The organism is Mesorhizobium sp. M0808, assembly GCF_040320025.1.
In the GTDB taxonomy this organism is placed as follows: Bacteria; Pseudomonadota; Alphaproteobacteria; order Rhizobiales; family Rhizobiaceae; genus Mesorhizobium.
In genome coordinates, this window is record NZ_JAMYOX010000031.1 from 17,100 (window position 1) to 31,506 (window position 14,407).

The following is a 14,407-nucleotide window of genomic DNA, read 5'->3' on the forward strand; positions in this document are numbered from 1 at the left end:
CCCGAAAAGATTCTCAGCGATTGCGTTCGGCGACTAACTTAATCGCTGCGATATACGCCTCGATGTCGCTATTTTCGAACCCTTCGTTCAGCGGGATCGAGATCCCCGTCGCCACCGCTTCTTCGGCGCCGGGTAGAGAAATCTTAGTGTAGTCATAAACCCGTCCCGATACGACCTCAGCGGGCCACGCTCCGGGAAAGAAGGATTTGTTCAAGAAGTATGGACTGCGGTAGATCGGCCTTGGCACGTAGGCGCGTGAAAATTCCAATCCCAGATCGCCAAGCTGCGTAAGGAACTCATCCCTCGTGCACTTGATGACTGTGGGGTCGATCCGCAGAAGAAAGAAGAAGTAGCTGCATTCGCCGTCCGCCGGCTTTCCCTGCGGGATGATGCCTGAGATTCTCGCTAACTCCTCGTTCAGCCGGTCGCCCAGTTCGCGCCGCTTTTGAACAATGCCATCGAGCTTCGGCAACTGGGCGGCTGCCATTGCGCCGTCCAGTTCACTCATACGGTAATTTGGTGCGAGCGCGTGCAGCCGCACGTTGCGACCGTGCCGGTCATAGTACTTGTCGGCGTAGTTGTGGCAGAGATAGAAGTCATCGTCCGAGCCTGTCAGGACAAGACCGCCTTCGCCGCTGGTAATGTGCTTTTGATCGTTAAGGCTGAAACACCCGAAACGCCCGAACCGGCCAACCGATTTTCCTTGGTAGATAGCTCCCAACGCCTGAGCGCAGTCTTCGATGAGCACGATCCCCTTCTTGGCGCAAAGCGAGGCGATGGCGTCGATCTCGGTGGGGCGGCCCGCCAAGTGCACAGCAACCACCCCTTTTGTCCGCTCGGTTATGACCGCGTCGATGTGCTCTGGACGGGGCATGGCGGTGTCGGGGTCGACGTCCGCGAACACGGGGATAAGATTCTGGTAGAGGATTGCATTGATTGTACCGATGTCAGTGATCGGGGTTGTGATCACTTCCGACCCGGTGGGCATCTGCGAGGCCGCCACAGCCACATGGAGACTGGCCGTCCCTGATGACGTGGCGACGGCGCGGTGAGCGCCGAACTTCTTGGCATAAGCCGCCATCGCGCTTGTAACGACCGACTGATCCTCAGGCCAGTACCACAGCCTGTTCTTGTCGAGCGCAGCACTCAGCGCGGCGAGTTCTTCAGGGCCGAAGCGATCGGGACGTTTTGGCGCTGCCAAGGGACTCTCCTGATTGAACGCGTTTGAAACTCCCTTAAGTAAATCGGCCCCACAAAGATAAAGATAGTGGGACGGCACTGATCCACCCGACCGCGTTGACGAATTCACGGTGATTTCACGGGAAGCAGGGGAATTGCTCTAGCACCCACAATCTTAAATTGGCCGCGACAAGAATTGAATATGTGTGCCGTGCTTGACACGACGGGGCACAACGGATCTCGGCGAGCGCTATACTCTGGCGCGTCGCGCTTTTCGGACTGCAGTTCTCCTCGTGTTTCCCGCGCGGTCGTCGACCGCCGTTCACGGCTCCAGCAGATCGTTGATCCGGCCCGCAACTCTCCTTTGTACAGTCTCCATGATCGGCAGACGCCTCAGCGTGTTCACCGGATAGGTCGGATCAAGTAGGGCAATTGGGCTGAAGCCTGGCTCCTGCTGCCGCAGGGCCTTAACAGCTTGGCGAAGCTGCAGCGCCTCATCGCGGCGAAGGTGCAAGGCCACCTCATAACGCCGTGTTGAGACAAAGTCTGGGCGGAAGCGAAGGGCCGTTCTAGCGTGCAACAGCGCCTGATCGTAGTCAGCCAGAGCGGTTGCGGCCATGCAAGCGAAATGCTCGAAATAGAACTGAAACGGACTGTGTTTGGTAAGTTCCAGCGCGCGCCGGGCTGTTTGGTATCCTTCTTCTAACTTGCCGTTTGTGCTCAGGGCGTTGGAGAGCAGCGCCCATCCCAACGGGTCGGTGGGATTGCGCTCGACGCCGCGCTGCGCCATCACGAGCGGCGTCCGCAGATTGCCTTGATGAACATACTCGATCTGCGAACTGATCGTCTGAACGACGGCATCGTCGGGCGAGTGGCGGAGCGCCTCCACAGCGAGCTCAGTGACCGACACAGCGTTGTCCAGGAATGACATCGTTCGATGTTGAAAGAATGCGGCATTGCGCAAGAAGCCGCGCCACACCAGGTACCGGCCGCGCGGCTCAATCTCGAACGCACGCTTGAACAGGCTGTCAGCGGCAACGAGGCTTTTCTTGTCAAGGCGAAAAAACAGGTTCCGGGCTTGGTGCGCCAGGACGGATGCGCAAGCATCCGCTCCATCAATCGATGCCGCTTCGGCGAAAGCATCGGAAACGTGTTCGACAGTGTTGAGTGCAAGCCTGTCCAAATCGACCGACTCGTGCATCGCGCCGATGGCGCTAGGTACGCATGCATTGTCGGACCACAGCCGTCGGTCATTATGGATTTCGCAGGACAGGAAAACATCATTACCTACCGCAACGGAAAGCACTCGGATCAAGAGCATTGCCTGCGGCTGGCCTCCGGGCGCATCGAGATCATCCGCACCGCCGGCCCCGTCCGCACTCATGATCTCCAAATCGTTCATCTGCCGCAATGCACTCAGAATCCGATTCTGCAACAGTCGTGCGCCGACATCGGCCGCTGGCGCTCCTCGTGCATCGCTACGCACCAGCACGATGCGTCTTCGGCGCGGCGCTGCCCTACGCTGCTGCATCCATCTCTCGAGGACTTGGCTGCGCACGTCGCGGATAACATGTTCGAACTCATGGTCGTGCACGTCAACGTCTTCAAAGGCCTCGACCGTGCCTCCCCGCCTCATGTCGACGGACGCTTCGTACACGACCTTGAAGCTCGCGGGGTCTAAAGTCACAGCATGCCGCGAGGCCACCAGCAGTTGACCGTGCGATCCCAACGCGCGGCGTATCTCACTGAGGGCCGCTCGCAAACTGCCTGACGCCTGTTCCGCTGCCCGGTCGCTCCACAAGCGCTGCTGCAGCCATGCCCGCGTGCGCGTGTGGCCGGGCGCGACGGCCAGAAGCGCAATCGCCCCGCGCGCCTTGCTGCCCTGTGGCGCGAAATCACGCCCCTCCTCATCGGTGAGGGTTAGCCTGCCGAGAGCATTTAGCTTTAGCATGTCCGCCCCGCAGAAGTATTCTGTTCTCTATTATTTACTTACTGCAATTTTCGGCGTTCCGCTATCCATTAGAAGACGCAAATGTTCATGCGCCCTTGCTGATCCTCGCGGGGAAAGCAAAATCATGTGGCTGAAGAGAGCGAAGTCCCTTCGGCACGAGTTGCTTCGTAGCCGGCGCTGACAGACGCGCAATAGCGGCTACATTCCCGCCCCTTAAACTCACATCGAAGTATTTCACGGTGTTTTCACGCCCACGATTTTTCTCCTGGTCTAGGATTGCGAGCATCTTGTCCGCACCAATTTTGCAAACCGGTTTGGTGAGGTCGTTCGAACGATTGAGTTGCCCGTCGAAGGAGGATGCCTTGGATAACCTGGTACCGAAAACAAAGGTCAGATCGAATGCCGGCTCGCGCGGGGAAACCGGTGCGGCATCCGCCAATCCGCTGGGCATCATCGTCGACCTCTTGCCACCGGGTTTCCCGACGCGGCCTGGAACACGGATACGGCCGACCACTATTACCATTCACAACACCGACAACCCCGGTCCGGGCGCCGATGCCGCAGCGCACAATCGATACATTCGCGGCAGCGACGCAGTCGCCCGGAGGGTATCGTGGCATTTCACGGTGGACGACAACGAGATCTACCAGCATCTCCCGGTCAACGAGATGGGATGGCACGCCCACGCTGCCGCCAATGCATCCAGCATTGGCGTCGAGATCTGCATGCATCGCGACATGAATGAAGCCGCCGCATATGACCGGGCGGCGCGGCTTTGTGTGTTTCTGGGTATGCAGCTCGGCATCACCGTTCCCGAGGGTCTGCGCCAGCATCATGACTGGACAGGCAAAAACTGTCCCAGCGTGCTGCGGGGGCGGCCAAATGGCTGGCGGACGTTCCTCGACCGCGTCGCCTTCTACAGCAGGGGATCGCGCGGACGCGCGCCGAGCGACGTCAACTTTATCGCGGCGGCAAAGGCGGGAGTCGCGAGCAAGCAAGCTCCAGAGGCAACAGACGACGCGCTCGCGTCCATCGATTATCACTTTGCAGCGCACGCCGACGCCGGCACAGCCGCCGCCGAGCAAGCCCTGCCGATCCCGACCGGGGACCCGATTGCGTTCGCCACGTCCACCGCAAGCACATCCTATTGGCCTGTTGTGACACGCCATCCGCGCGCCTTGGAAGTCAACACGCGTCTGGTCGGCGGCGGCGCTTCGGGTGCCAATGCCTCCCGCCGCTTCCTTGCCGACCGAAGCGGCGGCGCCCGCTATCACTGCGCGATCGATCTTTATTCTTCCGAAGGGGACGCGGTCGTGGCCGTGGAAGACGGCAGAATCGCCAATTTCTACCCCTTTTATGAAAACACCAACGCGCTCCTGGTGCAGCATGATGGATATGTGGTCAACTACGGCGAAGTCTCGCCCAACTCGCTCTCATCGCTCGGCCTGAGCATCGGCGACCGGGTGAACGCCGGGCAGCGGATCGGCACTGTCGGCCGATTGAACATGCTGCATTTTGAGACCTATTCGAGCGGCACGACCAAAAACTATTCCTGGCCGAAGGCCAACCCCCGCCCGAGCCGGTTGCGCAATCCAAGCCAGCTACTTCTCGACCTCGCTGCGTCCGCCGTGCGGCTCGATGCCGATCAGGCCGTGGCTCCCCTCAGTGTTGCAAAATCGGACCGCATGCAGACCGTCAGCGCGCCCTCGATTGCTTTTGTACCGGCGGCCGTACCGCCGATGGATGAGAAGAATTGGCATTCGTTCGGCAACGGAACAAGGGAATGGCGGTACGACGAGCGCGGCTTTGCCACCCGCGAGAACGGCACTGTCGAGCGCCAGCGTTGGGAGCATGGCCTCGATACTATGCGCAAGATCATGGAGTACATGGGTTCCGAGTTGCTCGCCGCGAGCGCCAAACACGGCATACCGCCGGCGCTGCTCCTGATGACGGTGGCGACCGAGACGCACATCTATAAAGCCGACAAATTCACAGGCCCGAAAACATTCCGCTGGGAGGCGCATGTCGAGAACGACGACGTCAATCCGCCGACGCTCGGGGACTATTCGGCAGGCCCCGTGCAATCGCTCGGCACGACGGCGCGCTGGGTCATCCGCTCGAAAGGCACGGTGTTCGACCTCGACTACGATCCCTTCGCGGTCGCACCGGTGTATTCGGCCAAACCAGACCCTAAGCCGGCTAATCATCCGTTGTATGATTTTGCGACCAATCTTGATCTTGGCGCCGCGGAAATCCGGATCCGGCAAAACAAGAGCGGCTTCGATCCGATCTTCGTCGCGGCCGCGTTCAACGCCGGCGGACTCTACAGCAGTGCGCATAGCCCGTGGGGTCTGCGTACTTATGGCGACCATCTCGACCGGGCGGCAAAATGGTACGGCGACGCCTGCGCGCATCTGATTGAGATCGGAATCGTCTAGTTCTTCATCAATGCTGCTGCTCGCGAGGAAAGAACGTATGCTCGTTTGGGGAGGAGTTCTCTTAAGCATCCCATGCGGGTGGCTTATTGGTCTTCGGGTCAGGGACCAAAAGCGAATTTATAATACACTTATATCGTGCTCGGCGACCGTTGTTTCCATAACGTTATTTACACCTAGTGGTTATATAGAGGCGATATTGGGAGTATCATGGGGTCTGACTTTGCACCGAGGGTTTTATGTTTGGTGCGCCGGCATGTCGCGACGACTGGCACCTGGCCCACAACAGGAGGACGAGTTAGCATGTTAGACATCGCCCATCTCGGGGCAGCCAGCTTCGGTGCGATCATCGGCTGGCTGGTCTACTACATCAACCGCTATCGCAAGGCCGACGTCCAGTTCAGCGATCTGACCACGATCGTAGGTATCGTTGGCGGTGCTGGGGTAACCTCGCTTTTTGGCGACGGCGACAAGGCTCTTTTCGGCGCCTATGGCATCGGCCTGTTCGGCGGGTTCTTCGCCTATTTCCTGGCCCTCATCATCATGGTGCGCAATTCAGGCGGGGTGTTCGGCGTCGCGTGGTTCCTGGACGGCCGCCGCAAGAAGCTCCTGGCCGACGAGGAGCTGCAGGGCGAGGCGCCGGCCGGCAATCGACCGATGGACGTGAATTTCGATCTCCACCAGCGCGTTGCCGCGATCGAAAGTCGACAGGTGGCTGTCGAGACCGCAAGCAGAAGAAAATCAAGCCAAGCATAAGGAGATAAGCGATGGCCGAGAATCCGAAACACTATTGCATGTGCCTTGCCGGTGCGCCGAAGACGGGCGCAGACAAGACGGGGGTCTCATTCCGCAAGGCTGCGGTGCTCAAGGAGGCGATGTGGGACGATGGCGCCCTGATCACCTGCCGGTTTGTTGGCGGTTCCGCCGCGCTTCAGGCCCGGGTCCGCGCAGTCGCCAAGGAGTGGGAGAATGTTGCGAATCTGACACTGGATTTCCGGGCTACGGGGCCAACGGACGTTCGCATCGCGTTCGTTCAGGGCAACGGTTCGTGGTCTTATCTCGGCACGGTGTGCCGTCAAATCCCCGAGCCCCGAGAAACTATGAACTACGGATGGCTGGACGATGGCTCGAGCGAAGATGTCTTGCGCCGTGTGGTGCTTCACGAGTTTGGCCATGCGGTGGGCCTGATCCATGAACACCAGAATCCGCTCGGCGGCATAAAGTGGAACCGCGACGCGGTGATTGCCGATCTCAGCGGACCTCCCAACAATTGGGATCTCGCGACCATCGAGAACAACATGTTCCACCATTATCCAGACGATACGGTGATTGCTTCGCCAGTCGATTCGCTATCGATCATGATGTACCCTATTCCGAAGGCTTGGACCCTTGACGGGTTTTCGGCGGGTATGAATTCTGAGCTTTCGAAAACGGACAGGCAACTCGTCAGCCAAGCATATCCCAAGTGACCTATGCCGAAGCACGACCACTACGCAATCGCGATCGGTCTGAAGACCTATCCAGGTCTCACGAACCCTCCAGCTGACCTGCAGGGGCCGGAAAATGACGTAGAAAGCATCTGCAATTGGCTGCTCGCATCCACCGGCGGCGATCTGCCGCCGGACAATGTCAAGAGGATCGTCTCTTCCGACTTTCCGGCACCGCCGTCCGATGAGCCTTGGGCGGAGCACCTTAATCGGCACGCCTTTATGTGGATCGAGGGCCTCGCCGAGAAGAATGTCGCAGCAGGCATGGGCCGGACCGTCGGCGAACGTCTCTACATCTATATGTCCGGTCACGGCTTTTCGACTGTCCAGCGCATGGGCTGCCTGCTGACGGCTGATGTGGCACCTAACAAGGTCAATGCGAACATCTCCGCTTCGGCATGGCTGAATTGGTGGCAGGATGCTGGCTATTTTCAGGAATTTGTTCTGTTGCTCGACGCCTGCATGAACCGCATGTCGATCGCGGTGCCAAATCCGCCACCGCTGGCGGCGGTCAGCAATCCCGTTCCGCCTGGCGCTGCCTTCGCTGCCTTCGCCGCCAAGCGGCCTTTGAAAGCCGTGGAAGCGCCCGTCGCGGAGGACGGCGGAAAGTTCCACGGCGTCTTCACCTGGGCGTTCCTCGACGGAGTTAAAGGCGCAGCGGTTAATGGGGCGGGCTCCGTGACCGGGCAAAGCATGGCCAATTGGCTCCGAAACGCCCTGCCTCATCGTCTTGGAGAGGCAGACAGGAAAAATCTCGAGATCTCGCTCGAGCCCGAAATCGTCGCCGAGCATCCGCAAATCGTGCTCGCGAAGGGCATCGCGCCGATGACGTTCGACATTGAGCTGCAGTTCGAGCCGGACGCCGTTGGAAAGTCCGCCCGCCTATGGTCTGGCGCGCCGCCCCAGGCCTCGGCGTTTGAGACATTGGCGGCCATGACCGCCAAGCTGCCCGCAGGCCTCCATGTCATCGAGGTTCCCGACAGTGACTATCGTCAAGGTTTCGAGGTGACGCGAGCGGGGACGGTGAAGGTAACGGAGAAGGGACCGAGGGTATCGCTTACCCCGAACACTTTCAATCTGTCCCTCGACGAAGGCGACTCGGCAAACCAGATCTCGATCGAAACCGCGGAGTTCGAGACGGCCGACAACGGCAAAGGGCGACTTGACGCAAGATTGAGATGTGGCATCTACCGCGCCCGCATCCGGGTAGCCAGGGATCTTGTGGATCAGGTGTTCCTTCTCGACCGAGACCTGATTCTGGGCCCCGGCGCTCTGCCTCGAATTGCGTCCGCGGTCCCATTTCGCGACGCACCGCTTTCTCACGAGAACCAGTCAGCTTTGGTTGATCACCTTGCGGAGCGACTGGCTCCCGGGCCCGGAAGAGCGCAGATAGCGGTTGTTGCGAGAAGTTGGACATCCGATACGGTCGCCGCAATCGCCAATCCCTGGGAGGGTGTCAGGATCGTCGACTCACACGGCAGGGAGATCGCCGACCTTTCCAAGACCAGCACGAAAGACGAGGCCTCGAAGGATGGGAGCGCACACCATACCGTTGATATCGAGCCCACAATCGCATTCCTGAGGTTCCACAACCCATCTGCCGGAACGACCGAGATGACATTGCCGGCAGTTGCGGGCTGGCGTCTTGAAGCCTATCTCTTGCGCTTCCAAACCGGCGAGCAAGAAGGGCCTCCACGGATATCGTTCATCATGCGGAATGGAAAGGATGAACCGCCGGACCGCAAGGTGCTTTGGTCGGTCGCAGAAAACGACAGATTCGAGAAGGCTTCGATCGCACTTGCCGAAGAGCGTCCCATTCTAAACGACAGGCTGGAGGAGTTGCTCCTGCAGAAGTATAAGAACCCGCTCGAAGGCATCGTCGGCGCGCATCTCTTACTTGTTCAAGACGAGGCCGACCACTCGGTCGACCTCAACGATCTCAATATCGTGGTCGCCAACCTACGCGGCCTCGTCGGCAGTGAGCACCCAGATGTGGAAGCGCTCTCGCTTCGCTGCCCTGACGTGTCTTTGCGCCGGACGCAACCTTTCACGGCGCCGCCCTTATTCGAACGGAGTTGGCGACTGATGGTCGAAGCGAGCCAGCAAAACCGGGCGCTCGTTCCACTTGCTCTATGGAATCGCGTCGCCGCGCTTTCGACAATGCCGCCCTATCTTGCATGGTCGGCGAACCGCGAAGTGAGGAAAACTTATCGTTCGACACTTCTGGAGAATCTCGTTGCGGCGGCTCCTCTTGCGTCGCCGGTGCCGCAGGAGATGATCGGTTTCGACCCCGTCGCGTCCAAGAAGCTTGCAGCCCCCGCGTCGAAGTCCATGAAGGCGGCCAAGCCGAAAACCGGGAAGAGCGCGGCCAAATTCTCGCCGAGCGGTTCGAAGCGCGCCGCATCCGGGCGGACCTCCGTTCCATCGGCTGCGAAGTCACTGGCTTGTGCGGAACCGAAGCCTACGGGATTCGACGCCGCCGACGGCAAGCTTGGCGTTGCGTCAACAGAGGCGCAGGCGCGCCGCTTTGCCCTCACCTACCAGCTCCCTGCCTCGGCTCTGAAAGCCCTGCAGAAGAAACGGGGAACCTAGATGGAGCGCGGCTGGTCTCCGGGTGAAGCGGGCTTTGGCTTGCAAATCGGAACGCTGACCATGTCTTTTCAACGATTCGAGCTGCCCAATACTGGCGTTGTCCGTGTCGCCCCGCGAAGCTTGGGAGCGCTCCCTATCGCAAGAGCGCGCAACGGACGATTGCTTCTTCCCGTTGATGACAAGGAAGCCTTTTGGATTGGCCTTTCATCACGGGAGGAAGTCTATCTCGTACAATTGCGGGCGCTTCTCAACGACGGGACGGGGACGCAACTCGGTGAAGAAGCGCAGGCGGTGCCCCCGGACACCCGGATCATTGGCTGGTCGGCCGCTGGAACCTCGTATTGCGCGTTGTCAAGAGTCGCTACAGGCAGCGCCTTGGGGGTGGAATCGATTTACTTCGCGGCGCGGAGGGTCGCTTCACGAGATGCCGGACCGATCGAGGACAACGTCTTCTTGGTAGACTATGCAGAATATTCCGCCGCTACGTTGCGGCCGCCGCCCGAACGAATCGACCCTTCGGCCGGATATGGCGGCCAGTTGCTCCCTTGAAAAATGGGCGATAGACCGGTGCATTCGCGGGCTGTGTCAACAACATCAGGTTCGATCTTTCGCCCTCAGAGCCGCCGATGTTCATTGCAGAGCGATTTCCGCCATCTAATCCATAGGCTTGTAGACGGCGCCCGATCTTTTCCAATGGGGCGCCCGAGAGCAAAGTAACTGGTCGGTTGAACGATCCTGCCAGTTCTTTTGACTTACTCGACCAAGCGACGGCTCAATTGCTGTCCAGCTTTGCAACAGCTCTTGTATCGCAGGAACGGCTGGTATGGGTCGCTTCTGAAGGGCAGCTTCCCGGCCGTTCGAGCGCAAACCTGTCCGTCAGCAAACGGCCCGTTGCGGCCACTTTTGAACTCCCGCATTTGGCTTTTTCCAGCGCGAAACTGGCCTTAGGCGATGAATGGAAAACGCCAAATGTTCCTGGTCTGTGCTCCGAAAGTCGCATAAATGGCAGTGTGGAATGCACAAAGCAGCAGGAGGAGTGGGACCCCGTTCATAACGCGTAGGCCCCGCTAACATCGGCTGAGTCCGCAATTCAGCTATTCCGGCCGTGCTTCCGATGCGACAGTGTCCAGGAGCAGGGTAACCTCGACATTGACGCTGGTAATGGCTTGCGAGTGAAGGGGCTGATTGGCCCAACGGGCGATGGAGACTACCAATGGGTAGTCCTCACCCGGCACCTCGTGGATCTTGATCGACGTCCCCGTACGATCCAACAGCAGAAGCAGAGGAGTCATCCCCCCGTCCGATTTGCTCGCGATCGCGACAACTCGCTGACATCCGCATGGCTGTCAACGCGAACATTGAAGAGTATTCGGCCTCCAGATTTATCGGGGCCGTCGCCTGCTACGGAATCGAAGCTGGCCGTTGGAAAATCTGCAGCTTGGACAATCATCTCGATCAAAACCGTTTCAAGTTGTGGCGTGCTACCCATCCAGCAACGTAGTCGGGAGACTCCTGCATAAATCAAGCAGGCGTCGTGGCGTATCCCCGGAGATCATCGGCACAGGCGGTCGGGCAATGAGTTTTTGTGTTGGTAGGGGAAGCATTCCAAGCAGGCGAGGTTCTACAGCTTGTCTCGGCCCCGAACTCGCTCTGGTGTTGGCGCAGGCCCGGCAAGAAGCTCGCCCCTTGCTCGGCCCGACCGCAACCAAGAGCTTCTGCCGGAAATCACTGCGGAGCACGTTCGCCGCGCAATGTGCGATGCATTTCCTTCACTGCTCGATAAGGTGACAGGTGACGAACGAAACGTCCTACTGACACTCCACATCGGGCCGGATTCTGATTCAGGGCTTACCATGAGCCGATATGGTCTGACAGAACTTGAATGGTGATCGAGCCGCTGCTACCCAACAAACCAAGAGGTGTGCCGCGTGTTAATGATCGGCGCGTGCTGAACGGCATCTTCTGGGTGCTGCGCTCCGGTGCCCCATGGCGCGACCTGCCTCAGCGCTATGGCCCGCGCACCACCGGTTGCAACCGCTTCGTCCGATGGCGAAAAGCAGGTGTGTGGCTGCGCAGTAATGAGTCTACGGCCTAAGGTTTGCGGAGCCTCACGCCGGCGCCGCCGCCGTTCTCCGGGATGAACTCGACGCCGGCGGCCTAGAGGGCGATGCGCAAGGCAGCAACGGGGTTCGCTCTTGCGCTCGCGACTCCCGACCCTCAGTTTTAGCAAACGTAGGTGTGTTCAAACTCCGGGCGCCAAATCTCGACGCTGGTTTTGATCTCGCAGGTCCGGCCAGTTTGAGCGAGGTACTGCAGGGCGACAGCCTGGTGCGCCGCAACGACTGGATCGAGCTTTACCAGACCGACCGTTGCTCCGCTGATGATCGCCGGCGCGGCGATTGTCCCTGGCGACGGCGTTGTCATGATCTTGCCAAGGTCCGGACGATCGAAGACCCAGAATGAGCCGCCAGCGGTCTGGACGACGTGCTTGGGCGCGACAGAAGCGCTGTATGTTTTGAGCAAGTACCCGCTGTTCTGGCAACCGGCAATCACCAGAGCTGCGGCCAAAACCGCGATCATTCTTCCCCTGCCCATAGCGCTTTCCCCCGTCGCCTTGGGATAGAAGCATAGGCTATTTCCCAAGTCGATAGAACGGTTGGGCGTCAGCCGGGACAGGCCCCAAGCGCCTTGCAAATAAGCGAGACCAGTCTGTCGCGCGCCCGCTGGTGGAGAGCATCTTTTGGGCGCCGTGCAAGGAAGTCGTCGAGGCTCGTCCAGTCGACGGGATTTGTGCCGGCGCCTGGCCGATTGAACTCCACATAGAGATGCAGCTCTTCAGGCAAGAAGACGACCCGCCACATTCCGCTGGGGTCGCTGGCGAGGCCATGGGCAACGGTCATGACGATCACTCCTCTGGCCCAGCTTCGCCGATCTGCACGCGAGATTTCCATCCTCAGAAATGAGTATTGACTTCCGTCTGCGGATGCCTGCGCCGGCAAGTGGCCGGTAGCGATAAGGACGGTTCTCGCTAATTTGAGGACCGCAACGCGTTCGCGAGTCTAGTCAGAGCGATCAAGCCCGCGCTCTGGACGAGGTCCCATCCTCACAGAATGTTCGCCCACCGGGACAAACGTGACGCAACGGAATGGAGGTTTCGACCGTAAGCTCTTGTGGGGATTGCGGAAGGAGACCTGTTTATGACCAGCGAACGAGACGTCGGCACGTTCGAAGAGCCCGTGACCGTTTTGCTGTCCTCGGGCAAAGTCAGTGTTTCGAGCACCCGCGAAGCCGCCGAAATGCTGCTTTACCGCTGGCCCATTGGAGAAACCGGGCGCCGCATCCAGGCTCGCATGGCGTGCCTGAAGTTGCTCGGCGGCGGCAGCGCACCGGAGGTAGCGCGCGTGGCATTTCTCAACGCCGCCAAGGAAGCGAAAATCCTGAATGCTTGACATCTCGTCAACGCGTGCCCCACCACTGTCCATCGTGCATCACTCTTGCAGCGGCCATTACATTTGTGCAAACATCGTGCGTCGATCATGCGGAGACGCCGAATGCTTGCGCGAGAAGGCTGGAGCCGCGGATCTGCACTCTACGTCGACCCGCGAGTTGACGCGCTCTGTGGCGAATTCGACGTAGAGATCGTCCCCAAGGGCCGCTATCCGTAAGAAGGCCAGACGCGCGCCGTCGGCTCCATCCGCCGGCTGATCGACAATCATGGCGCTGAGAGACTATCGCAGCGGTGCGCCGAGACGGGCCACACCTGGCGGAAACTGACTGCGAGCTGGAGTGCGCCCCTCGGACCGGACAGGGTCAAGCCGCAGTTTTGACCATCTGCCGGGCGTGTTGGTCCTCGAACTGTTGCGGGCTGAGATAGCCGAGCGCTGAGTGCAATCGGCGGGTGTTGTAAACCTCATCAATGAAGCGGGGAAGGTCCTCAGCGACGTCGGCGAAGGTTTCGTAGGCCATCGGATAGACGGCTTCGACCTTCATCGATCATCTTCGATTTTGACGGGCACCCTTGCGGAGACGAAAATCATAGCATCCGAGGTGTTCGACAAAACTCGCCGCAGAAGGTGTCCCGGTACATCCGGGAGGAATCAGGCAACGCTCTCCGGAATTGAGCGATACGATCAACAACCGCCTATACTAAGCGTCATGGCGTGTAAGCTGGCCGGAACACTTAATGGAAACAGTCGAGGTTGAGATCCAGCTGGCCCCTCGATGACTGTTGGCGACACCTGCTCAATTGAACTGCTCCACTGGCTTACCCATTCCCTTTGTGTCGTATCGAGTACATCAGTTTCGACTCATCCACCGCATGAGAGCCGCTGACATTGGGGCTTGTAGGCTCACGGCTCTTCTCCTCCGATAACATCGGTGTCCGCAAGCCCCACCCTTCCGTGCTGCTGATAGCCTCGAAGTTATGGGCGTGTCTGCGAGCGAGCGCCTTCTCATTCAGGACGGCTTCATCGGCCTTAATGCCGCGCGCCTCCGCGCATAATGCGAGCAGTCTGCTGTCCCAGAGGTTCCATGCTATCGACGAGCCGGGAATGCACCTCCAACCATCTGCCGTCGGACAATTCTTCGCGCTCTCAACGTACGTGCCGGATTCGCGACGCATGGAACCTCTTGACTGCAACCAATGGAGAGCCAGCCACTTCGCCCAGGTGATAGAGGATGTTTTTATCTCTACATCAGGATGGCTCCATCGCGCCAGTTCCGAAAGGCGGGTGCGTACCCTTTGATGGCAGGGGATACCGGCA

Annotated in this window: 13 protein-coding genes and 2 pseudogenes; 9 read left to right on the forward strand and 6 right to left on the reverse strand. The window is 59.5% G+C overall.

The genetic code is table 11. The features are described from left to right. Positions 1–13 precede the first annotated feature (13 nt). From NKI25_RS26650 to NKI25_RS26660, 3 genes are all read right to left on the reverse strand, one after another. Entirely contained in the window at positions 14–1,201 is a 1,188-nt protein-coding gene (locus NKI25_RS26650) for a DegT/DnrJ/EryC1/StrS family aminotransferase (RefSeq protein WP_352827749.1), read from the reverse strand. Between the two features lie 300 nt (positions 1,202–1,501). Then, positions 1,502–3,130 carry an AfsR/SARP family transcriptional regulator gene (locus tag NKI25_RS26655; RefSeq protein ID WP_352827752.1) on the reverse strand — a complete coding sequence of 543 codons (1,629 nt, stop codon included), beginning with the start codon at positions 3,128–3,130 and terminating at the stop codon, positions 1,502–1,504. A gap of 85 nt (positions 3,131–3,215) precedes the next feature. After that, complete coding sequence (locus NKI25_RS26660) at positions 3,216–3,584, reverse strand: hypothetical protein (RefSeq protein ID WP_352999889.1); 369 nt, start codon at positions 3,582–3,584, stop codon at positions 3,216–3,218. A 10-nt stretch (positions 3,585–3,594) separates the two neighbouring features. Here NKI25_RS26660 and NKI25_RS26665 point away from each other — a divergent pair, with 10 nt between their 5' ends. From NKI25_RS26665 to NKI25_RS26700, 8 genes and pseudogenes are all read left to right on the forward strand, one after another. Then, on the forward strand, positions 3,595–5,568 hold the full coding sequence (locus tag NKI25_RS26665) for an N-acetylmuramoyl-L-alanine amidase (protein ID WP_352999884.1): 1,974 nt from the start codon (positions 3,595–3,597) through the stop codon (positions 5,566–5,568). A gap of 300 nt (positions 5,569–5,868) precedes the next feature. Beyond that, on the forward strand, positions 5,869–6,321 hold the full coding sequence (locus NKI25_RS26670) for a hypothetical protein (protein ID WP_352999861.1): 453 nt from the start codon (positions 5,869–5,871) through the stop codon (positions 6,319–6,321). 11 nt (positions 6,322–6,332) lie between these two features. After that, positions 6,333–7,034, forward strand: coding sequence for a M12 family metallopeptidase (locus NKI25_RS26675; protein WP_352827758.1), 702 nt, complete (start codon positions 6,333–6,335; stop codon positions 7,032–7,034). 3 nt (positions 7,035–7,037) lie between these two features. Then, the gene (locus tag NKI25_RS26680) at positions 7,038–9,644 is read left to right on the forward strand and encodes a hypothetical protein (protein WP_352999863.1); all 2,607 of its coding nucleotides are present in this window, start codon (positions 7,038–7,040) and stop codon (positions 9,642–9,644) included. After that, the gene (locus NKI25_RS26685; protein ID WP_352827762.1) at positions 9,645–10,193 is read left to right on the forward strand and encodes a hypothetical protein; all 549 of its coding nucleotides are present in this window, start codon (positions 9,645–9,647) and stop codon (positions 10,191–10,193) included. It abuts the gene before it with no gap. Between the two features lie 176 nt (positions 10,194–10,369). Continuing rightward, the gene (locus NKI25_RS26690; RefSeq protein WP_352827763.1) at positions 10,370–10,705 is read left to right on the forward strand and encodes a hypothetical protein; all 336 of its coding nucleotides are present in this window, start codon (positions 10,370–10,372) and stop codon (positions 10,703–10,705) included. 577 nt (positions 10,706–11,282) lie between these two features. Continuing rightward, a pseudogene (locus NKI25_RS26695) lies at positions 11,283–11,464 on the forward strand (aminoglycoside adenylyltransferase domain-containing protein); the annotation flags it as partial. A 33-nt stretch (positions 11,465–11,497) separates the two neighbouring features. Further along, positions 11,498–11,718: pseudogene (locus NKI25_RS26700) on the forward strand (transposase); the annotation flags it as partial. Between the two features lie 149 nt (positions 11,719–11,867). Here the strand turns inward: NKI25_RS26700 and NKI25_RS26710 are convergent. Next, positions 11,868–12,224, reverse strand: a complete 357-nt coding sequence (locus NKI25_RS26710; protein ID WP_352642639.1) for a hypothetical protein — start codon at positions 12,222–12,224, stop codon at positions 11,868–11,870. Positions 12,225–12,307: 83 nt separating this feature from the next. Then, a complete protein-coding gene (locus tag NKI25_RS26715) occupies positions 12,308–12,544 on the reverse strand; it encodes a hypothetical protein (protein ID WP_352827765.1) in 237 nt (78 codons plus the stop codon). Between the two features lie 297 nt (positions 12,545–12,841). Between NKI25_RS26715 and NKI25_RS26720 the strand changes: the two genes are divergently transcribed. Then, positions 12,842–13,093, forward strand: a complete 252-nt coding sequence (locus NKI25_RS26720; protein ID WP_352827768.1) for a DUF982 domain-containing protein — start codon at positions 12,842–12,844, stop codon at positions 13,091–13,093. Between the two features lie 361 nt (positions 13,094–13,454). On the opposite strand, the gene NKI25_RS26725 is transcribed toward NKI25_RS26720, so the two are convergent. Further along, the gene (locus NKI25_RS26725; RefSeq protein ID WP_352847902.1) at positions 13,455–13,634 is read right to left on the reverse strand and encodes an IS3 family transposase; all 180 of its coding nucleotides are present in this window, start codon (positions 13,632–13,634) and stop codon (positions 13,455–13,457) included. Between the last annotated feature and the right edge of the window lie 773 nt (positions 13,635–14,407).

Coding starts and splice junctions, on each gene's coding strand:
- NKI25_RS26655 (WP_352827752.1), bottom strand. CDS start 3,130: ATGCTAAAGCTAAATGCTCTCGGCAGGCTAACCCTCACCGATGAGGAG.
- NKI25_RS26660 (WP_352999889.1), bottom strand. CDS start 3,584: ATGATGCCCAGCGGATTGGCGGATGCCGCACCGGTTTCCCCGCGCGAG.
- NKI25_RS26670 (WP_352999861.1), top strand. CDS start 5,869: ATGTTAGACATCGCCCATCTCGGGGCAGCCAGCTTCGGTGCGATCATC.
- NKI25_RS26675 (WP_352827758.1), top strand. CDS start 6,333: ATGGCCGAGAATCCGAAACACTATTGCATGTGCCTTGCCGGTGCGCCG.
- NKI25_RS26680 (WP_352999863.1), top strand. CDS start 7,038: ATGCCGAAGCACGACCACTACGCAATCGCGATCGGTCTGAAGACCTAT.
- NKI25_RS26685 (WP_352827762.1), top strand. CDS start 9,645: ATGGAGCGCGGCTGGTCTCCGGGTGAAGCGGGCTTTGGCTTGCAAATC.
- NKI25_RS26710 (WP_352642639.1), bottom strand. CDS start 12,224: ATGATCGCGGTTTTGGCCGCAGCTCTGGTGATTGCCGGTTGCCAGAAC.
- NKI25_RS26715 (WP_352827765.1), bottom strand. CDS start 12,544: ATGACCGTTGCCCATGGCCTCGCCAGCGACCCCAGCGGAATGTGGCGG.
- NKI25_RS26720 (WP_352827768.1), top strand. CDS start 12,842: ATGACCAGCGAACGAGACGTCGGCACGTTCGAAGAGCCCGTGACCGTT.
- NKI25_RS26725 (WP_352847902.1), bottom strand. CDS start 13,634: ATGAAGGTCGAAGCCGTCTATCCGATGGCCTACGAAACCTTCGCCGAC.